At 72.4% G+C, this 18,389-nt stretch carries 16 protein-coding genes and 2 pseudogenes; 7 read left to right on the forward strand and 11 right to left on the reverse strand.

The features are described 5' to 3' along the window. Positions 1 to 13: 13 nt before the first annotated feature. The 3 genes from xylA to ACH495_RS28495 all read left to right on the forward strand — a co-directional run bounded on the left by xylA (position 14) and on the right by ACH495_RS28495 (position 4,218). The gene (gene xylA / locus ACH495_RS28485) at positions 14 to 1,201 is read left to right on the forward strand and encodes a xylose isomerase (RefSeq protein WP_396860798.1); all 1,188 of its coding nucleotides are present in this window, start codon (positions 14 to 16) and stop codon (positions 1,199 to 1,201) included. An 11-nt stretch (positions 1,202 to 1,212) separates the two neighbouring features. Further along, complete coding sequence (gene xylB, locus ACH495_RS28490; RefSeq protein WP_396860799.1) at positions 1,213 to 2,679, forward strand: xylulokinase; 1,467 nt, start codon at positions 1,213 to 1,215, stop codon at positions 2,677 to 2,679. Between the two features lie 108 nt (positions 2,680 to 2,787). Then, positions 2,788 to 4,218, forward strand: coding sequence for an MFS transporter (locus tag ACH495_RS28495; RefSeq protein ID WP_396860800.1), 1,431 nt, complete (start codon positions 2,788 to 2,790; stop codon positions 4,216 to 4,218). A 59-nt stretch (positions 4,219 to 4,277) separates the two neighbouring features. Here the strand turns inward: ACH495_RS28495 and ACH495_RS28500 are convergent, their stop codons facing one another. The 5 genes from ACH495_RS28500 to ACH495_RS28520 all read right to left on the reverse strand — a co-directional run bounded on the left by ACH495_RS28500 (position 4,278) and on the right by ACH495_RS28520 (position 10,522). Next, positions 4,278 to 5,921, reverse strand: coding sequence for an alpha-amylase family glycosyl hydrolase (locus ACH495_RS28500; protein ID WP_396860907.1), 1,644 nt, complete (start codon positions 5,919 to 5,921; stop codon positions 4,278 to 4,280). 40 nt (positions 5,922 to 5,961) lie between these two features. After that, the gene (locus ACH495_RS28505; RefSeq protein WP_396860801.1) at positions 5,962 to 7,032 is read right to left on the reverse strand and encodes a LacI family DNA-binding transcriptional regulator; all 1,071 of its coding nucleotides are present in this window, start codon (positions 7,030 to 7,032) and stop codon (positions 5,962 to 5,964) included. A 65-nt stretch (positions 7,033 to 7,097) separates the two neighbouring features. Further along, on the reverse strand, positions 7,098 to 8,057 hold the full coding sequence (locus ACH495_RS28510; RefSeq protein WP_396860802.1) for a carbohydrate ABC transporter permease: 960 nt from the start codon (positions 8,055 to 8,057) through the stop codon (positions 7,098 to 7,100). Position 8,058: 1 nt separating this feature from the next. Continuing rightward, a complete protein-coding gene (locus ACH495_RS28515) occupies positions 8,059 to 9,108 on the reverse strand; it encodes a carbohydrate ABC transporter permease (RefSeq protein WP_396860803.1) in 1,050 nt (349 codons plus the stop codon). 73 nt (positions 9,109 to 9,181) lie between these two features. Beyond that, positions 9,182 to 10,522, reverse strand: coding sequence for an ABC transporter substrate-binding protein (locus tag ACH495_RS28520; protein ID WP_396860804.1), 1,341 nt, complete (start codon positions 10,520 to 10,522; stop codon positions 9,182 to 9,184). A gap of 239 nt (positions 10,523 to 10,761) precedes the next feature. On the opposite strand from ACH495_RS28520, the gene ACH495_RS28525 reads away from it, so the two are divergent. After that, complete coding sequence (locus ACH495_RS28525; protein WP_396860805.1) at positions 10,762 to 11,538, forward strand: peptidoglycan DD-metalloendopeptidase family protein; 777 nt, start codon at positions 10,762 to 10,764, stop codon at positions 11,536 to 11,538. 42 nt (positions 11,539 to 11,580) lie between these two features. Here the strand turns inward: ACH495_RS28525 and ACH495_RS28530 are convergent, their stop codons facing one another. From ACH495_RS28530 to ACH495_RS28550, 5 genes and pseudogenes are all read right to left on the reverse strand, one after another. Further along, complete coding sequence (locus ACH495_RS28530; protein WP_396860806.1) at positions 11,581 to 12,078, reverse strand: TspO/MBR family protein; 498 nt, start codon at positions 12,076 to 12,078, stop codon at positions 11,581 to 11,583. 144 nt (positions 12,079 to 12,222) lie between these two features. Beyond that, positions 12,223 to 12,369 carry a GPGG-motif small membrane protein gene (locus tag ACH495_RS28535; protein WP_013288160.1) on the reverse strand — a complete coding sequence of 49 codons (147 nt, stop codon included), beginning with the start codon at positions 12,367 to 12,369 and terminating at the stop codon, positions 12,223 to 12,225. Continuing rightward, positions 12,360 to 13,137 (reverse strand): annotated as a pseudogene (locus ACH495_RS28540) (metallophosphoesterase). Before ACH495_RS28540 ends, ACH495_RS28535 begins: the two are co-directional and overlap by 10 nt. Positions 13,138 to 13,147: 10 nt before the next feature. Continuing rightward, positions 13,148 to 13,357: a hypothetical protein gene (locus tag ACH495_RS28545; protein ID WP_396860908.1), complete on the reverse strand. Its 210-nt coding sequence runs from the start codon at positions 13,355 to 13,357 to the stop codon at positions 13,148 to 13,150. Positions 13,358 to 13,413: 56 nt separating this feature from the next. Then, a pseudogene (locus ACH495_RS28550) lies at positions 13,414 to 13,998 on the reverse strand (nucleotidyltransferase); the annotation flags it as partial. A gap of 135 nt (positions 13,999 to 14,133) precedes the next feature. Between ACH495_RS28550 and ACH495_RS28555 the strand changes: the two are divergent. Next, positions 14,134 to 14,862, forward strand: a complete 729-nt coding sequence (locus ACH495_RS28555; protein WP_396860807.1) for a dTMP kinase — start codon at positions 14,134 to 14,136, stop codon at positions 14,860 to 14,862. On the opposite strand, the gene ACH495_RS28560 is transcribed toward ACH495_RS28555, so the two are convergent. After that, positions 14,847 to 15,533, reverse strand: coding sequence for an SDR family NAD(P)-dependent oxidoreductase (locus ACH495_RS28560; protein ID WP_396860808.1), 687 nt, complete (start codon positions 15,531 to 15,533; stop codon positions 14,847 to 14,849). The genes ACH495_RS28555 and ACH495_RS28560 overlap by 16 nt on opposite strands. Before the next feature lie 574 nt (positions 15,534 to 16,107). Between ACH495_RS28560 and ACH495_RS28565 the strand changes: the two genes are divergently transcribed. Together ACH495_RS28565 and murQ are read left to right on the forward strand one after the other, a co-directional pair. Next, positions 16,108 to 17,022, forward strand: a complete 915-nt coding sequence (locus ACH495_RS28565; protein ID WP_396860809.1) for a MurR/RpiR family transcriptional regulator — start codon at positions 16,108 to 16,110, stop codon at positions 17,020 to 17,022. Then, complete coding sequence (murQ, locus tag ACH495_RS28570; protein WP_396860810.1) at positions 17,019 to 17,966, forward strand: N-acetylmuramic acid 6-phosphate etherase; 948 nt, start codon at positions 17,019 to 17,021, stop codon at positions 17,964 to 17,966. The genes ACH495_RS28565 and murQ overlap by 4 nt, the downstream gene beginning before the upstream one ends. The last annotated feature ends 423 nt before the right edge of the window (positions 17,967 to 18,389 follow it).

Here is an 18,389-nt window from a genome sequence, read left to right on the forward strand (position 1 = left end):
CCCGGAGGTCCCCATGGCACCCCGTCCCACCCCCGCGGACAAGTTCTCCTTCGGTCTCTGGACGGTGGGCTGGACCGCCCGCGACCCGTTCGGCGACGCCACCCGGCCCGAGCTCGACGCCGTCGAGGCGGTGCACCGCCTGGCCGAGCTGGGCGCGTACGGGATCACGTTCCACGACGACGACCTGGTCCCGTTCGGCGCGGACGCGACCACCCGGGACGCCCGGCTGGCCCGGTTCCGCAAGGCCCTCGACGAGACCGGCCTGGTGGTGCCGATGGTCACCACCAACCTCTTCACCCACCCGGTGTTCAAGGACGGCGGCTTCACCAGCAACGACCGCGACGTGCGCCGCTACGCGCTGCGCAAGGTGCTGCGCAACGTCGACCTCGCCGCCGAGCTGGGCGCCAAGACGTTCGTCATGTGGGGCGGCCGGGAAGGCGCCGAGTACGACCTGTCCAAGAACGTCGGCGCCGCGCTGGACCGCTACCGCGAGGCCGTCGACCTGCTCTGCCAGTACGTGGTCGACCAGGGTTACGACCTGCGCTTCGCCATCGAGCCGAAGCCGAACGAGCCCCGCGGCGACATCCTGCTGCCCACCGTCGGCCACGCGATCGCGTTCATCTCCACCCTGGCCCGCCCGGAGATGGTCGGGCTCAACCCGGAGGTCGGCCACGAGCAGATGGCCGGGCTCAACTTCGCCCACGGCATCGCCCAGGCGCTCTGGCAGGGCAAGCTGTTCCACATCGACCTCAACGGCCAGCGCGGCATCAAGTACGACCAGGACCTGGTCTTCGGCCACGGCGACCTGCTCAACGCGTTCGCCCTGGTCGACCTGCTGGAGCACGGCGGCCCGGACGGCGGTCCCGCGTACGACGGCCCGCGGCACTTCGACTACAAGCCCTCCCGCACCGAGGACATCGCCGGCGTGTGGGCCTCGGCGGCCGCGAACATGAGCACCTACCTGCTGCTCAAGGAGCGGGCCAAGGCGTTCCGCGCCGACCCGGAGGTGGCCGAGGCGCTCGCCGCCAGCCGGGTGGCCGAGCTGTCCACGCCGACGCTGAACCCCGGCGAGGGCTACGCCGAGCTGCTCGCCGACCGCACCGCGTTCGAGGAGTTCGACCCGGAGGCCGCCGGGGCGAAGGGCTTCGGCTTCGTCCGGCTCAACCAGCTCGCCGTCGAGCACCTGCTCGGCGCGCGCTGAGGCGGGCCGCCATGCCGCTCGTCGCCGGGGTCGACTCGTCGACCCAGTCCTGCAAGGTGGTGGTCCGGGACGCGGAGACCGGCGCGCTGGTCCGGCAGGGCCGCGCGCCGCATCCGGCCGGCACCGAGGTCGACCCGTACGCCTGGTGGGACGCGCTCCGCGCGGCGGTCGCCGAGGCCGGCGGGCTGGCCGACGTGGCCGCCGTCTCGGTCGGCGGCCAGCAGCACGGCATGGTCTGCCTGGATGAGGCGGGGGAGGTGGTCCGACCGGCACTGCTCTGGAACGACACGCGCTCCGCCGACGCCGCCGGGGAGCTGGTCGCCGAGGCCGGCGGCGGGGAGACCGGCCGCCGGTTCTGGGCCGACGCGACCGGCGCGGTGCCGGTGGCCAGCTTCACCGCCACCAAGCTGCGCTGGCTGGCCCGGCACGAGCCGGCGAACGCCGACCGGGTGGCCGCGGTCTGCCTGCCCCACGACTGGCTGACCTGGAAACTGGCCGGTGCGCCCGGCCTGGACGCGCTGCGCACCGACCGGGGCGACGCCAGCGGCACCGGCTACTGGTCACCGAGGACCGGGGAATACCGCCTGGACCTGCTGGAGCAGGCGTTCGGCCGGCGTGTCCGGGTGCCGGTCGTACTGGGCCCGGCCGAGGCGGCCGGGCACCTCGACCCGGCGATGCTCGGCGGTGGGACGGGCACCGCCGGTCCGGCCGGTGGAGCCGGCTCCGGGGCGTCCGGCGGCACCGGCCCGGTGCTGCTCGGCCCCGGCACGGGGGACAACGCGGCGGCGGCGCTCGGCGTCGGCGCCGGTCCGGGCGACGTGGTCGTCTCGATCGGCACCTCCGGCACCGTCTTCGCGGTCGCCGACACCCCGGCCGCCGACGCGACCGGCGCGGTCGCCGGCTTCGCGGACGCCACCGGCCGGTTCCTGCCGCTGGTCTGCACGCTGAACGCGGCCCGGGTGCTGGATGCCGCCGCGACGCTGCTCGGCGTCGACCTGGACACGCTCGGCGAGCTGGCGCTGTCCGCCCCGCCCGGCGCGGACGGGCTGGTCCTGGTGCCCTACCTGGAGGGGGAGCGGACGCCTGATCGGCCGCACGCCACCGGCAGCCTGCACGGCCTCACGCTCGGCACGTCGACCCCGGCGCACCTGGCCCGGGCCGCCGTCGAGGGGCTGCTCTGCGGGCTGGCCGACGGCCTCGACGCGCTGCTCGCGCAGGGCGCCCGCGCGGACCGGATCATCCTGGTCGGCGGCGGCGCCCGATCCGCCGCGGTGCGGCGGATCGCGCCGCAGGTCTTCGGCCGCCCGGTGGTGGTCCCGCCGCCCGGCGAGTACGTCGCGGACGGCGCGGCCCGGCAGGCCGCCTGGGTGGCGCTGGGCGGCGACGCCCCGCCCACCTGGTCCATCGGCGACACCGAGGAGTACACCGCCGCCCCCGTCCCCACCATCCGCAACCGCTACTCGCACGCCCGGGGGTAAGGAGGGGGCCCCGGTTAACGCCTCAGGTATAGGCGGGGCCCCCTTTTAACGGGCGGCGCTGCGGGGGGTCGTGCTGCGCGCCGGGCGCGAGCCTGGTTGGCTGCCGGGATGAGCGGCACGAGGGTCTCCCGACGCGGGAACGCGGCGCACCGGTTCTACAGCGTCGTGGTCTTCGTCGTGCTCGCCTCGCTGGACAACGTGGCGATCGGCCTGGTGCCTCCGCTGTACGGGCCGATCTCCGGTGCGCTCGGCGTACCCCAACGGCTGCTCGGCCTGGTCACCGCCGTCAGCTTCCTGGTCAGCGCGGTGGCGGCGGTGGGCTGGGCGTACGTCGGCGACCGCACCAACCGCAAGCCGCTGCTGATGGTCGGCACGCTGATCTGGGCGGCCGGCACCGGTGGCAGCGCGCTGGCCGAGCACTATCCGACGTTCCTGGCCGCCCAACTCGTCGCCGCGGTCGGGCTGGGCGCGGTCGGCTCGGTGGGCTTCTCCGTGGTCACCGACCTGATCTCGCCGCGCCGCCGCGGCCTGGTGATGAGCTTCTGGGGCCTGTCCCAGGGCGTCGGGACGCTGGCCGGCACGCTGGCCGGCGGCCTGCTCGGCGCGACCGACTGGCGGCGGCCGTTCCTGCTGCTGACTGGCGTCGGCCTGGCCGCCACCATGGCGTACCTGTTCACCTTCGACATCCGGCGCGGGCAGAGCGAGCCGGAGCTGGCCGAGGTGTTGGACGCCGGTGGCGAGTACGACTACCGGATCAGCCGCGCCGACCTGCCCCGGATCCTGGCCCGGCGGACCAACCGCTGGCTGATCCTGCAGGGGCTCACCGCGCAGGCCGCGTTCGGCTCGCTGGTCTGGCTGCCGGTGCTGTTCAGCCAGCGGGCCGAGGCGCAGGGCTACTCGGCGGCCACCGCCGTGGTGGTGGGCAGCGTCTTCGCCACCCTGTTCCAGCTCGGCGGCGTGCTCTCCATCGTGGGTGGGCTGGTCGGCGACGCGCTGCAACGGCGTACGCCGAGCGGCCGGGCCCTGGTCGCGGCCGTGGGCGTCCTCGCGGCCGTGCCGTTCTACCTGGTCCTGTTCTTCGTGCCGCTGCGCATCGACGTGCCCGACGGCGGCAGTTCCGGCGCGGTGGTGGCGGCGGTGCTGTCCAGCGTGCTGACCGAGCCGACGATCGGGCTGAGCCTGCTCACCGCCGTGGTCGCACTGGCGCTCACCTCGGCCAACTCGCCCAACTGGTTCGCGCTGATCGCCGACGTCAACCCGCCCGAGCACCGGGGCACGGTCTACAGCCTCGGCAACCTGGTCAACGGCGTCGGGCGGGCGGCCGGCAACGGGCTGGTCGGGGTGGCGTTCGCCGCGCTGCGGGTGGCGTTCCCGCCGCCGTTGAACTACGCGGTCGGGCTGGCCGCGTTCCAGCTCTTCTTCGTGCCGACCGGGATCATGTACTGGCTGGCGGCCCGTACGTCCCCCCGCGACATCGCGCAGGTGCACACGCTGCTGCACGCCCGCGCCGACCGCCTCGAAGGCGGGGCCCCCTCTTGACCGGTGGGTGTTAAGAGGGGGCCCCGCCTATACCGGAGGCGTTAAGCGGGGGCCCCGCCTTACACCCGGAACCACACCGTGACGTCGGTGGGCACCGCGGCGCCGTCCAGCGGGGCGCTGGAAACCAGCACCTGCGCCCCGTCCGGCAGCGGCGCCGGCTCGGCGCCGAAGTTGGTCAGCACGGTGAGGTCACCGTTGGTGAACGTGAGCACCTCGTCGCCGGAGGAGAGGAACCGCATCGGGCCCCGGGCCAGCGCGTGTTCCCGGCGCAGCCGCAGCGCGGTGCGGTACAGCTCGTAGGTCGAGCCGGGCACCCCGCGCTGGCGGTCCAGCGCGTACTCCGCCCACACCGGCGGCTGGGGCAGCCAGCTCGCGTCGGTCGGGCCGAAGCCGTACGAGGGGGCGTCGGCCTCCCACGGGATCGGCACCCGGCAGCCGTCCCGGCCGCGCTGGGTGTGCCCGCTACGGGCCCAGGTCGGGTCCTGCCGGGCCTCGTCGGGCAGCGTGGTGTGCTCCGGCAGCCCCAGCTCCTCACCCTGGTAGAGGTAGGCCGAGCCGGGCAGCGCGAGCATCAGCAGGCTGGCCGCGCGGGCCCGGCGCAGGCCGAGCGCCACGTCCGGCTGCGGGTCGTCGACGCCGACCCCGTTCATCCGACCGCCGCCGGTGGTCAGCCCGAGCCGGGAGGCGTGCCGGACCACGTCGTGGTTGGACAGCACCCAGGTCGTGGGCGCGCCGACCGCGTCGGTGGCCTCCAGCGAGCGGGTGATCACCGCGTACTGGGCCGGTGCCGTCCAGGCGGCCATCAGGTACTCGAAGTTGAACGCCTGGTGCATCTCGTCCGGCCGGACGTAGCGGGCCAGCCGCTCGGCCGGCTCGACCCACGCCTCGGCGACCAGGACCCGCTCCCCGGCGTACGAGTCGAGCAGCCGCCGCCACTCCCGGTAGATCTCGTGCACGCCGTCCTGGTCCCACATCGGCGGGCGCGGCTTGTCCGCCTCGTTGCCGGAGAGGATCTCCTGCGGCTCCTGCCAGTCGGCCAGGTCGGCCTGCTTGATCAGGCCGTGCGCCACGTCCACCCGGAACCCGTCGACGCCACGGTCCAGCCAGAAGCGCAGCACCCCGAGGAACTCCTCGCGGACCTCCGGGTTGTCCCAGTTGAGGTCCGGCTGGCCGGGGTCGAACAAGTGGAGGTACCACTGCCCGTCCGGCAGCCGGGTCCAGGCCGGCCCGCCGAACACGCTCTCCCAGTCGTTCGGCGGCTCGGCGCCGTCCGGGCCCTGGCCGTCGCGGATGACGTACCGCTGCCGCTCGGGGCTGCCCGGTGCGGCGGCCACCGCGGCGGCGAACCAGCGGTGCGCGGACGAGGTGTGGTTGGGCACCAGGTCCACGATCACCCGCAGGTCGCGCGCCTTGGCCTCGGTGATCAGCGTGTCGGCGTCGGCGAGCGTGCCGAAGAGCGGGTCGACGTCGCGGTAGTCGGCCACGTCGTAGCCGGCGTCGGCCTGCGGGGACGGATAGAACGGGGACAGCCAGACCGCGTCGACCCCCAGTTCGGCGAGGTGGTCGAGGCGGGCGGTGATGCCCGGGAGGTCGCCGATGCCGTCACCGTCGGAGTCGGCGAACGAGCGCGGGTAGACCTGGTAGATGACCGCCTCGGTCCACCAGCCGGTGGCCGGGGCCTGCTGCGTCGCGTCGGTGTTCAGCGCCTTCTCCCTGTCGTGGTTGCGGGACGAACGGGTCCGTTCAGTGTGCCCGGGGCGGCGCGGTCGAGTCCCGCACGACCAGCCGAGTGGGGAGGATCACCGAGGCCGGCGTCCGCCCGTCGCCGGCGGCCCCGCGCGGCACCGGCACCAGGCCGGGGTACGGGTCGGCGACGCCCGCGCCGAGCGGGTCGAGCAGGATGCGCGCGGCGAGGCGGCCCTGGTCGGCGGCGGGTTGCGCGATGGTGCTCAGCCCGAGCACGCCGGCCAGGTCGTGGTCGTCGATGCCGATCACGCTGACGTCCTGCGGCACCCGCAGCCCGGCGTCGCGCAGCGCGGTGACCGCCCCCATCGCCATCTCGTCGCAGGCGGCGAAGATGGCGGTCGGTGGTTCGCCGCGGGCGAGCAGCTCGGCGGTGGCGTGGGTGCCGCCGTCGATGGTGAACCGGGACTCGACGTCGAGGCTCGGGTCGGGGCGGAGGCCGGCGGCGCGCAGCGCCTCCTGGTAGCCGCGTCGCCGGTCCAGGTGGGTGGTGAACGCCAGCTCGTCGTCCGGGTCGCCGGAGATGTGCGCGATCCGGGTGTGCCCGAGGTCGAGCAGGTGGCGGGTGGCGGTGCGGGCGGCGGCCACGTCGTCGATCCGGACGCAGGGCCAGCCGGGTACGCCGCTGCCGGAGCTGATCGTCACACCGGGCAGGTCGAGTTTGGTCAGCGCGTGCACGTCGGCCGCGCGCAGCGGGGTGGCGACCAGGATGATCGCGTCGACCCGCTTGTGCAGGCTGGCCGTGCGCAGCACCCGTTGCCGGGTCTGCTCCCGGCCGCCCAGGTTGTAGAGCAGGGTGTCGTAGCCGTGCTGCTGGAGGAAGTCCTCGACCGCCTCCACCACGGTGCCGAAGAACCACCTGGTGATCCGGGGGACCACCACCGCGACGGTGCCGGTCCGCCCGCCGGCGAGCCGGGAGGCGCTGGGCGAGACCGCGTACTGGAGCTGCTCGGCGGCGGCGAGCACCCGGCGACGGGTGGCGGCGGAGACCGTCGGCAGGCCGCGCAGCGCGCGGGACACGGTGGCCGTGGAGACCCCGGCCAGGCGGGCGACGTCGTCAATCTTGGTCATCGTGGCTCCCCGCTGCGACCCGTTCCCCGCCGCCGCCGGTCGGCCGGCGGCGGCGGGGTGGCGGATCAACCCTTGACGCTGCCGGCGAGCAGGCCCCGCACGAAGTAGCGCTGGAGGGACAGGAACACGATCAGCGGTACGACGATCGACACGAACGCGCCGGCCGTCAGCCGCTGCCACTCGTTGCCCCGGGTGCCGGCCAGTTCGGCGAGCCGGACGGTCAGCGGGGCGGTCTCGTCGCCGCCGCCGGCGAAGATCAGCGCGACCAGCAGGTCGTTCCAGACCCAGAGGAACTGGAAGATGCCGATCGCCGCCAGCGCCGGGGTGATCAGCGGCAGCACGATGGTGCGGAAGATCTTCGGGTGGGTGGCGCCGTCGACCCGGGCCGCCTCCATCAGGTCGCCGGGGAGCTGCGAGATGAAGTTGTGCAGCAGGTAGACGGCGAACGGAAGCGCGAAGCAGGTGTGCGCGAACCACACCTGCGCGAACTTCTGCTCGTCGACCAGGTCCCACGCGGGGAGGATCTGGACCCCGGCGACGGTGACGCCGGTGGAGAAGAACCGCAGCAGCGGCACCAGGGCCATCTGGAGCGGCACGATCTGCAACGCGAAGATCGCGATGTAGAGCCAGTCCCGCCCCTTGAAGTTGATCCAGGCCAGCGCGTACGCGGCCAGCGAGGCGAACGCGATCGGGAACAGCACCGACGGGATGGTGATCGCCAGCGAGTTGATGAAGTAGCTGGCGAGCTGCCCCGACGATCCGCTGCTGAACAGCACGTCCTGGTAGTTCTGGAAAGTGAACTGGGGGTCGCGGAAGAACGTCCACCAGCCGGTGGTCTTGATCTGGTCCTCGGGCCGGAACGAGGAGACGAACAGGCCGAAGGTCGGGACCGTCCAGAGCAGCGCGAGCACGATCGAGACCAGCGTGGCGGTGCGGCTGTTCAGCCGCTTGCGGACCCGGGCGGCCCGGGTGGTCGGCCCGGTCGCCTGGACGCCGGCTCCGACGGTGGGCGTGGCGGTGGTCATCTCAGCCCTCCCGCTGCTTGCGCAGGTTGCGGATCTGGTAGATCACGAGCGGCAGGACCAGGACGAACAGGAAGACCGCGAGCGCCGAGCCCTGGCCGTTCTCGCCGTATCGGAACGCCTGGTTGTACATCTCGTTCGCGATCACGCTGGTGTCGTAGTTGCCGTTGGTGGCGGTGCGGACGATGTCGAAGACCTTGAGCGTGGCGATGGAGATCGTCACCACCACCACGATCAGCGCCGGCCGGATGCTCGGCATGGTGATCCGCCAGAACATCTGCCACGCGGTGGTCCCGTCCAGTCGGGCCGCCTCGATGATGTCCGCCGGGATGGCCTTGATGGCCGCGGAGAGCACCACCATGGCGAAGCCGGCCTGGATCCAGATCATGATCACGATGAGCAGGAGCGTGTTCAGCGGCGAGTCCAGCAGCCACTGCTTCGGCTCGCCGCCCAGGCTGACCACGATCTGGTTGAGCAGGCCGATCTGCTCCTGCCCGTCGCCCCGGTAGGCGTAGACGAACTTCCAGATGATGGCGGCGCCGACGAACGAGATCGCCATCGGCAGGAAGATCAGCGACTTGGCCGCCGACTCGAACCGGGCCTTGTCCACCAGGACCGCGTAGATCAGGCCGAACGCGCTGGCCAGCAGCGGCACCAGGAGCACCCAGACCAGGGTGTTGAGCAGCACCCGGACGATCGAGTCCTCGGCGAACATCCAGGCGTAGTTGTCCAGCCCCACCCAGTCGGTGCTGCCCGAGTCCATGAACGAGAGCAGCGTGGTGCGGACGGCCGGGATCACCAGCCCGACGGTCAGCAGCAGCAGCGTCGGCAGCAGGAAGAAGAACGCGAAGGCGCCCTCGCGCGGCTTGCGTCGCCGGGGCGCCGGTCCGCCGCTCGCCGAGACCGCTACCAGTTGCGCCTCCCGGCGCCGGGCGAACCAGGTCGGCACCACGTCGAGGAGCAGGAGCAGCCCGCCCACCACCGCGACGAAAGCGATCAGCCCGTACATCAGCATGAGGAACTTCGGCTGTTCCGCCGCGAAGTCGAACTCCATCAACCCTCCCTCAAGGGTTCGGATGCGGGCGGGTGGCCCGGCCCGAGCACACGGACCGGGCCACCCACGCGGATCACTTCCAGCTGCCCTCGATGTCGTTCAGGACGGTGGTGGTGTCCTTGCCGTTGATCCAGGCCACCATGCCCTTCCAGAACGTGCCGGCGCCGACCGCGGCCGGCATCAGGTCCGAGCCGTCGAAACGGAAGACGGTCTTCGGGTCCTGGAGGATGCCCACGGAGAGCTTGTCCACCGGGTTCGGGACGTTGTTGATGTCCAGCTTCTTGTTCGCGGACACCCAGTCACCGATCTTGGCGCGGCTGTTGGCGTACTCGCCGGAGGCCAGGTAGGTCTGCACCGCCTGGATCTCGGGCCGGTCGGCGAAGGCCGCGACGAACTCGCCGCCGCCCAGCACCGGCTTGCCCTTGGCCGGGTCGATGGCCGGGAAGTAGAACGCGAAGACGTCGCCGTCCTCGGCCACCTTGGTGCCCTTCGCCCACTGGTTGGCGTAGAAGGACGCCTGGCGGTGCAGCGCGCACTTGCCGGTGAGGACCGGCGCGCCGGCCTCCTGGAACGAGGTGGTGGCGATGCTCTTCACGCCGCCGAAGCCACCGTTGACGTACTTCTCGTTCTTCAGGATGGTGCCCGCCTGGTTGACGGCGGTGGCGACCTGCGGGTCGTTGAACGGGATGCCGTGGGTGGTCCACTTGTCGTAGACCTCGGGCCCGCCGGTACGGAGCAGGACGTCCTCGATCCAGTCGGTGGCCGGCCAGCCGGTGGCGTCACCGGACTCGATGCCGGCGCACCACGGCTTGGTGCCGCTCGCCGCGATCTTGTCGCTGAGGTCGATCAGCTCCTGCCAGGTGGTCGGGACCGACCAGCCCTTCTCCTTGAAGGTCTTCGGCGAGTACCACACGAAGGACTTCACGTTGGAGCCGAGCGGGGCGCCGTAGAACTGCCCGTTGACGGTGCTGTACTTCAGCCAGTCGGGGGAGTAGTTCTGCTCGGCCATGGCCTTGGTGTCGGCGCTGGCCGGCTTGAGCTTGCCGGAGTCGACGAACCGCTTGAGCAGGCCCGGCTGCGGGATGAAGGCGATGTCGGGGGCGTTGCCGCCGTCCACCCGGACGGGGAGCTGGGCCTCGAACTCGCCGGAGCCCTCGTGGTCGATCTCGATGCCGGTGCAGTCCTCGAACTCCTTCCAGGACTGCTGGAGGCGCTCGTCCTCGATGTCCCGGATCGACGAGTAGATCGAGACCTTCTTGCCGTCGTGGCCCTGGTACTTCTCGTATGCGGCGCACTCGGCCGAGCCCGCCTTGTCGCTCTTCTTGTCGTTGCCGGTCCCGCAGGCGGCGACGCCGAGCGCCAGCCCCAGCACGCCGGTGACCGCGAGAGCCTGGCGCGATCTGGCAAACGCCATGCCGATCTCCTTCCTTGCCGGCGCGTGGGGGAAAACGAATGCGCGCCGGTCCGATGGTCGTGCCACACATGTAAGCGCTTGCATCCCGTCCGGTCCACCCCCCGGCCGGACACGGCCCGGTAACAATCCCGAAATCCGGACACCGCGCCTGGGCGCGCTCCCACGGATCTTCCGTCGGACGGAGCTTTCTGCCACGCTGTCCGTATCTGATTGAAGACTTTCAACATAGGAGGCAGTGGATGCGTAAGCGGTGGCTCAGTCTCGCGGCGGGCGCGGCGGTCCTGACCGCGACAGTGGTCCCGGCGGCGCCGGCGATGGCCGCGCCGACGTTCAAGGTCCCGTTCCCGTGCAACCAGTCCTGGTCCGGCCAGACGCGGACCAACCACAGCCCGGCCAACGCGATCGACTTCAACCGCACCGACGATCTGGGCGACCCGGTGGTGGCCAGCGCGCCCGGCACCGTCGACGTGGTGACGAACCTCGGTGACACCAGCTACGGCAAGTACGTCCGGATCAACCACGGCGGCGGCTGGACGACCTACTACGCCCACCTCAACGCGTTCAACGTCTCGGTCGGGCAGACCGTCGGCTACGGCCGGGTGATCGGATACGTCGGCACCACCGGCGGCTCCACCGGCCCGCACCTGCACTACGAGCAGCGCTCGAACGGTAGCGCCGTGAAGATCAATTTCAACGGCGCGGCGGCCCTCTACTGGGGCACGAAGACCTACACCAGCGACAACGGCTGCGCCGGCGCGGACACCGGCGCGGGCACGGTGAACACCTCCGGCACCGCGCTGACGGTCCGCTCCGGGCCGGGCACCGGCTACAGCGCGGTCGGCACGGTGGCCGACGGGACCCGGGTGACGATCTACTGCCAGACCAGCGGCACCAGCGTGACCGGCACCTACGGCACCAGCTCGATCTGGGACCGGATCGGCTCCGGCCGGTTCATCTCCGACGCGTACGTCTACACCGGCTACGACGGGTACATCCCCGGCGTGCCCCGCTGCTGACCTCGACGGGCGCGGGGGCGCCGGCTCCCGCGCCCACAGCGGTCAGGCGTTCAGCCGCCAGATGGCCAGGTTGAGCGCGGCCGCGAACGTGACCCACGCCCAGTACGGCAGCATCAGCAGCGTCGCCGGCCGGGACACCCGCCGGAACAGGGCCACTGTCACGCCGATCGCCAGCCACATCAGCACGATCTCGGCGAACGCCAACCCGTAGCGGCCGGCGCCGAAGAAGAGCGGCGTCCAGATGGCGTTGAGCACCAGTTGGACGCACCACGCCCAGAGCGCGGGGCCGAACCCGACCCGCTGCCAGACCAGCCAGCCGGCGATCGCGATCAGCGCGTAGAGCACGGTCCAGACCGGGCCGAACAGCCACGACGGCGGCGCCCAGGCGGGTTGCTCCAGGCTCTGGTATTCCGCGGAGGTGCCCCGGACGCCCAGCCCGCCGATGGCGGCGGCGGCGAACGTGGCGGCCCCGAAGCCGAGCAGTGCCCACCACTTCCGGACCCCGGCGGTACGCCGGCCGGCACGCTGCGACATCTCCATGGTCGAGATATTGCCGCTCGCCGGGGGAGGCAAACCCGCCGGACGCGAAAACGCCGGGATCGTCGGGTCCGGACGCTCCGGTCTGGGAGGACAGAGCGCCGGGCCCGACGACCCCGGCGGGTCTCGGGTGGTGCGGGCGGGCGGTTACGTGTTGAAGATGCTGACGCCGCCCGGGCCGACCAACAGGCCCACCACGATGAGGACGATGCCCCAGAGGATCTGCCGACGGAAGAGGGCAAGAATTCCGGCGACCACGAGTACGACTGCGAGAATCCAGAGAATCAGCTCCATGGCGGCTGGATACCCGGGTGCCCGATCCCGGAAACCTCCCTCTCAGTCGACCTGGTCACCGAGGTGGAAGACGCTGTACGCCTGCTTGATCACGGGGTGCGCGACGTTGCGGACCCGCACCCCGCCCGGCGTGGTGCCACGCTCGGTGCCGTGGTGGGCGTGCCCGTGCAGCGCCAGCGCGGTGGGCGCCGAGTCGATCGCCTGCCCGAGCTGGTAGCAGCCGAGGAACGGGTAGATCTCCAGCGGCTCGCCGGCGAGCGTGTCCGGCACGGGGGAGTAGTGGGTGAGCGCGACCAGCGCGTCGCAGTCCAGGGCGAGCAGCGCGGACGCCAGCGCGTCGGCGCTCTCCCGGGTGGTCCGGACGAACGACTTCATCTCCGGCTCGCCGAAGTCGCTGGCGCACCGCCCGGCGAACCCACCGCCGAAACCCTTCACGCCGGCCACGCCGAGCCGCCCTCCGGCGCACTCCAGCACCGTGCCGGTGCCCTCCAGCACGGTGATCCCGGCGTCCTCCAGCACCTTGACCACCTGCGGCACCTGGTCGCACTGGTGGTCGTGGTTGCCGAGCACGGTGATCACCGGCACGCCGAGATCGCCGAACTCCCGCGCCACGCAGCGCGCCTCGGCCTCGGTCCCGTGCCGGGTCAGGTCGCCGGCGAGCAGCAGCACGTCGGCGCAGTCCGGCAACTCCTCCAGCGCCGGACGGAACCGGCCCACCACGTCCTCGTCCACGTGCACGTCGCCGACGGCGGCGATCCGGATCACCATTGAACCTCCCTCACGGCAGCTCCTCCACCTGGGTGGGCGCCTGCGTACGGATCACACCGATGTCGCTGGTCACCGACGTGTCCGGGAAGCGCTCGGCCACCCGCCGCAGGATCTCCTCGCGTCGGTGCGGGCTCTCCACCTCGCCGGAGAGCACCAGCCCGCGCTCGCTGCGCGTCACCGTGATGCCCTGCTCGGCCACGGACGGGTCCTCCGCCAGCATGTTCTGGATCTCGGCCTCGACGTACTCGTCGGGCGGCACGGCGCCGGGCTGTCCGGTCACGGGATCTCCCTTCCGCCGGGCACGCCGCCGGGCAGCACGTCCAGCCGGTCGAGCAGCACCAGGAACGCCTCCGCGTACGGCGAGTGCTGCGTTTCCTTGCGTACCCGGTCCCAGTCGATCTGTTCCCGCAGCGAGCGGGCGAGCGGCAGGGCGCGGGCGAAGTCGCAGTAGTGCTGGGAGAAGCTGAGCAGCTTGTGCACCATGAGCTGGCTGGCCGAGAGCACCGGCATGTGGATCGCGTCGACCGGACGCACGATGGTGTCGGCGAACGTCTCCTCGGTCACCGGCGTCTCGATCGGTCGGTGGATCAGGTCCACCATCCGGCCCTCGTCGTAGACCTTGACCAGCCAGTCCTCCGGCGGCCGCTCGGCGGTGAAGCCGGCCTCGACCAGCGCCTCCAGCGCCCGGTCGACGTCGGTCTCGCGGAGCAGGAAGTCGACGTCGTGGTCGCTGGAGTGGCCGCCGTGGGCGTACACCGCGAAGCTGCCGCCCAGCGCGAACGGGATCTCGGACTGCTTGAGCACGGCGGCGACCTTCTTCAGCGTGTGCACCAGGGTCTCGTCCCCGCGCTCGGCCATCTGGGTCTCCCGTCGTCGTCGTGGGCGGTGAGATTAAGTGGCGTACCCGGCGGACGCTCCGGTCACACCTTCCCCGTCCACCCCGGGAGGAATGTGACGAACGGAGGTCACGAGCACCCGTCGGATAACCTCGGGGAGGTGGCCAGCTCACTGCGGACGCGGCGCGGCGGGGCCCGACTGCGCGCCGTCGCCCTGATCGGAATCGACGGTTCGGGCAAGACCACCCAGGCCCACCGGCTCGCCGAGGCGCTGACCGCCGCCGGCCATCCGGCCACCTACCACCGCAACGCCGGCGGCCGGCGCTGGCTGGGCCGGCTCGCCCAGCGGGTCGGCCGGCCGGACGCGCAACGCCTGGTCGGGCGGGACGGCCTGCTCGCGGTCGAGTCGGTGCTGCGCTGGCTGGCCATCGCGCTCGCGTTGCTGAGCTGCCTGGTGACCGGCCGCACGGCGGTGATGGACCGCTGGTCCGCCTGCCAGTACGCCAGCATCCGGGCGCACGGTGGGCAGCGCTGGGAGCGGCTGGCCCGGGCCGGCTACCGGATCTTCCCGCCGCCCGCGGTCACCATCCTGCTGACCGTGGACCCGGCGGAGGCGTACCAGCGGATCGAACGGCGCGGCACCGACCACGAGAGCATGCGGTGGCTCACCGCAGCCGACGCGGCCTACCGGGCGCTGCCGGAATTTGCCGGCTTCGTGGTGGTGGACGGCAACGGCACGCCGGAGGAGGTGTCCCGCCGGATCCGGGCGCACCTGAGCGAGTGGCTGCCGGACGACCCGCCGGCGGTGGCCCGCCCACCGTCGGACGGCACCCCGCGCCCGTCGGGCGGCGGGCGGGACGGTCCGGTGGCGGCTCAGGCCCGTCCGTAGACCGGGACGCTCGCGCCGCTGGTCGGTGCGGACTCCTCGCCGGCCAGGAAGCGGACCACCGCGGCGATCTCGGCCGGCGGCACCCACCGGCGGTGGTCGGCCTCCGGCTGGGCGGCCCGGTTGGCGGGGGTGTCGATGACGCTGGGCAGCACCGTGTTGCAGCGCACCCCGCGCGGTCGGTACTCCACCGCGACCGCGTTGGCGAACGCCTGCACCGCGGCCTTGGCGGTGGCGTAGCCGGCCGCGCCGGGGAACGGCGCGACCGCCGCCCGCGCCGACACGCAGACCACCGCGCCACCGCCGGCCGCGACCAGGTGCGGCAGCGCCGCCTGGGTGACCAGGTAGGTGGGACGCAGGTTGATCCGCAGCATCCGCTCGAACTCCTCGATCGGGGTCTCGTGCACCAGCCCGCCGCTGGCGTACCCACCGACGAGGTTGACCACGGCGCGCAGCGGCGCCGCGGGCTCGGCGGTGGCCGCCGTCACCGCCCGCGTCGCTCCCTCGGGGGTGAGCAGGTCCGCCACCACCCGGACCGGTCCGGGTGGTGGCGCCGCCGCCCCGCCCTCCCGGCCGGGTACGACGACCCGCCAGCCGTCGCGCAGGAAGGCGGCGGTGACCGCGCCGCCCAGCCCGCCCGTGCCCCCGGTCACCAGCACCGTGCGATCCGCCATGGGGACACGCTAGCCGCCCGGGGGTGACGAGGCGCCGATCAGGCCGCCCCCGCGCCCGACCACCACCGGTCGACCGGTCCTCCGGCGGCCCGCCAGCGGCATCACTCGCCGGTCACGGAAAGCGATGCGGAGGCTGGCCAACCGAATGGGCGGTAGCCGCCTTTGCTCTGCAGCCATCACCGCAGCAGGGACCGAGAGTAATGCCCCGCACCGGTATCCCACGTCGATGTCTTCCTCGAATGCCCAGGTGGACACGCTGGTGCGGATGTGGCTGCAGAGCAAAGGCGGCGGAGGGGCATCCAGGCGCCCTGGCCCTGCGGTCACGCTGCGCAATCGCACGCTCCGTCACTCATCGTGACGTCACCAACCGGTGGCAGTGACCGCGGACGAGGGGTCAGGGGCTCGTCGGTCGGTCGGCCGAACCTCCGGCGGGCGTGAATCGACCGGACCGGAGGAGGTGGTCGGGCTGCGGTGATGGGACCCTGGGCGCGGGGACCGCGCGCGGAAGGCGGTAAATTTCCCGATACGCGGCGTCATGGTTGACGCTTACGCCCTCTGAAAGTAAGTTTCATCCGTGGTGAAGAGTCCGAAGATTTCTGCGAGTCACGAGCCCGGTGGACTGATCGTCCACATCAGCGGCCTCCTGCCCTCGCTGTCCCCGGCCGAGCAGCGGGTGGCCCGGCTGGTCGTCGCCGACCCCGCGGACGCGGCCCGACGCACCATCACCGACCTCGCCACCGCCGCCGAGACATCCGAGGCCACCGTCATCCGCTTCTGCCGGTCGGTCGGCATGGACGGCTACCCGCAACTGCGGATCCGGCTCGCCGCCGAGGCCGCCCGCCGCGTCGAGCCGCCGGACGCCCGGGTGGTCGGCGGGGACATCCCGCCCGGCGCCGACCTGGCCCAGATCATCGCCACCATCGCGTTCAACGACGCACGGGCCGTCGAGGAGACCGCCGAGCAGCTCGACCCGGCGGTCTGCGAGCGGGTGGTCGAGGCGATCGGCGCGGCCGGCCGGATCGACGTGTACGGCGCGGGCGCCAGCGGCTTCGTCGCCTCCGACTTCCAGCAGAAGCTGCACCGCATCGGCCGCATCGCGTTCTACTTCCCGGACGTGCACACCGCACTCACCTCCGCCGCGCTGCTGGGCCGCGGCGACGTCGCGGTCGGCATCTCCCACACCGGCACCACGTCCGACGTGATCGAGGTCCTGGAGCAGGCCCGGGCGCGCGGGGCCACCACGGTGGCGCTGACCAACTTCCCCCGCTCACCGATCACCGAGGTCGCGGACCACGTCCTCACCACCGCCGCCCGGGAGACGACCTACCGGTCCGGCGCGACGGCCAGTCGGCTGGCCCAGCTCACCGTGGTCGACTGCCTCTTCGTCGGGGTGGCCGCCCGCAGCCGGGCCCGCACCAAGAAGGCCCTCGAGGCCACCGCCGAGGCGGTCCAGTCGCGCCGGGTGGGCCCGGGTCGGAGGCGGGCATGACGGCGGGCCGGGTGGAGCCGGACGAGGTCGCCGCGGTGCGCCCGGTGGTGCGGGTCGGTGCGCCGACCGAACGGCGTAACCCGCAGAGCGTCGACCTCGACCTGATGTCGACCCGGGACGTGCTCACCGTGATCAACGAGGCCGACCGGCGGGTGCCGGCCGCGGTGGCCGCCGTGCTGGACGAGATCGCCGAGACGGTCGACCTGGCCGTGGCCGCACTGCGCGGCGGGCGCCGGGTGCACTACTTCGGCGCCGGCACCTCCGGCCGCCTCGGCGTGCTGGACGCGGCCGAGCTGGCCCCCACCTTCAACTCGCCACGGCACTGGTTCTGCGCCCACCTGGCGGGCGGCCCGGAGGCCATGTGGCGGGCCGTCGAGGACGCCGAGGACGACGATCGTGGCGGCGCCGCCGAGGCCGCCGAGTGCGTACGCGCCGGGGACCTGGTGGTCGGCCTGGCGGCCAGCGGGCGCACCCCGTACGTCCTCGGTGCGCTCGCCGCGTCCCGGTCCTCCGGCGCCGGGACGGTGCTGCTCTGCGCGAATCCGGAGGCCGAGGCCGCCGCGTCGGTGGACGTGTTCATCGGGGTGGACACCGGACCCGAGGTGGTCACCGGGTCGACCCGGATGAAGGCCGGCACCGCGCAGAAGCTGGTGCTCAACACGTTCTCCACGGCCGTGATGGTGCGTCTCGGCCGGGTCTACTCGAACCTGATGATCGACATGGTCGCCACCAACGCCAAGCTGCGCGGCCGGATGATCTCGATCCTGATGGAGGCCACCGGCTGCGCCGAGGAGGTCTGCGCGATCGCCCTGCGGGAGGCCGACGGCGACCTCAAGACCGCCCTCGTCTCGCTGGTCTCCGGCGCCGAGGTGCCCGCCGCCCGGGCCGCCCTGGCCCGCGCCGCCGACCAGGTACGCGGCGCCCTGGCCCTGCTCGCCTCCTGAGCCGTTCCGATCCCACCCGCCGGGCGCATCCGCCCGGCGGGTGCGACGCGTATCACGGGGCAGGAGGGGACGGCTCTGGAGGTGCGGATTGTTCAACGAGGCGGAGGGTAATCCTTCCCGTGGCTGAACCCACCGGTCCACGGGCGCGTATCACGCAGTGACCAGGATCCCAGAGCGGTGGTGACGCGGCTCGCTGTGTTCATGGAAAGCGCAATGGTGCCATTCCATGGGTGACGGCGATTCCGCTGCTCCGGACCGTGTTCACCAGGGGGTCCGCAGGGCCGCCGAGCAGGGGTCCTGACAGGAAACATGGACCGGGCTCTCAGCTAGCACTCAGACATTCGTGACAGTTTCGAACCACGACATGGAATCCCCGACACGTCACATCTGTTGTGTAGGTGTCAGCACCTACGGGCACAGCGG

The organism is Micromonospora sp. NPDC018662 (genome assembly GCF_044391475.1).
In the GTDB taxonomy this organism is placed as follows: Bacteria; Actinomycetota; Actinomycetes; order Mycobacteriales; family Micromonosporaceae; genus Micromonospora.

Bases quoted from the DNA above. Each gene is read 5' to 3' on its own strand.
- murQ (WP_396860810.1), top strand. From the start codon at position 17,019: ATGACGGCGGGCCGGGTGGAGCCGGACGAGGTCGCCGCGGTGCGCCCG.
- ACH495_RS28560 (WP_396860808.1), bottom strand. From the start codon at position 15,533: ATGGCGGATCGCACGGTGCTGGTGACCGGGGGCACGGGCGGGCTGGGC.
- ACH495_RS28515 (WP_396860803.1), bottom strand. From the start codon at position 9,108: ATGGAGTTCGACTTCGCGGCGGAACAGCCGAAGTTCCTCATGCTGATG.
- ACH495_RS28530 (WP_396860806.1), bottom strand. From the start codon at position 12,078: ATGGAGATGTCGCAGCGTGCCGGCCGGCGTACCGCCGGGGTCCGGAAG.
- ACH495_RS28495 (WP_396860800.1), top strand. From the start codon at position 2,788: ATGAGCGGCACGAGGGTCTCCCGACGCGGGAACGCGGCGCACCGGTTC.
- ACH495_RS28535 (WP_013288160.1), bottom strand. From the start codon at position 12,369: ATGGAGCTGATTCTCTGGATTCTCGCAGTCGTACTCGTGGTCGCCGGA.
- ACH495_RS28505 (WP_396860801.1), bottom strand. From the start codon at position 7,032: ATGACCAAGATTGACGACGTCGCCCGCCTGGCCGGGGTCTCCACGGCC.
- ACH495_RS28510 (WP_396860802.1), bottom strand. From the start codon at position 8,057: ATGACCACCGCCACGCCCACCGTCGGAGCCGGCGTCCAGGCGACCGGG.
- ACH495_RS28525 (WP_396860805.1), top strand. From the start codon at position 10,762: ATGCGTAAGCGGTGGCTCAGTCTCGCGGCGGGCGCGGCGGTCCTGACC.
- xylB (WP_396860799.1), top strand. From the start codon at position 1,213: ATGCCGCTCGTCGCCGGGGTCGACTCGTCGACCCAGTCCTGCAAGGTG.
- ACH495_RS28545 (WP_396860908.1), bottom strand. From the start codon at position 13,357: ATGCTGGCGGAGGACCCGTCCGTGGCCGAGCAGGGCATCACGGTGACG.
- ACH495_RS28520 (WP_396860804.1), bottom strand. From the start codon at position 10,522: ATGGCGTTTGCCAGATCGCGCCAGGCTCTCGCGGTCACCGGCGTGCTG.
- xylA (WP_396860798.1), top strand. From the start codon at position 14: ATGGCACCCCGTCCCACCCCCGCGGACAAGTTCTCCTTCGGTCTCTGG.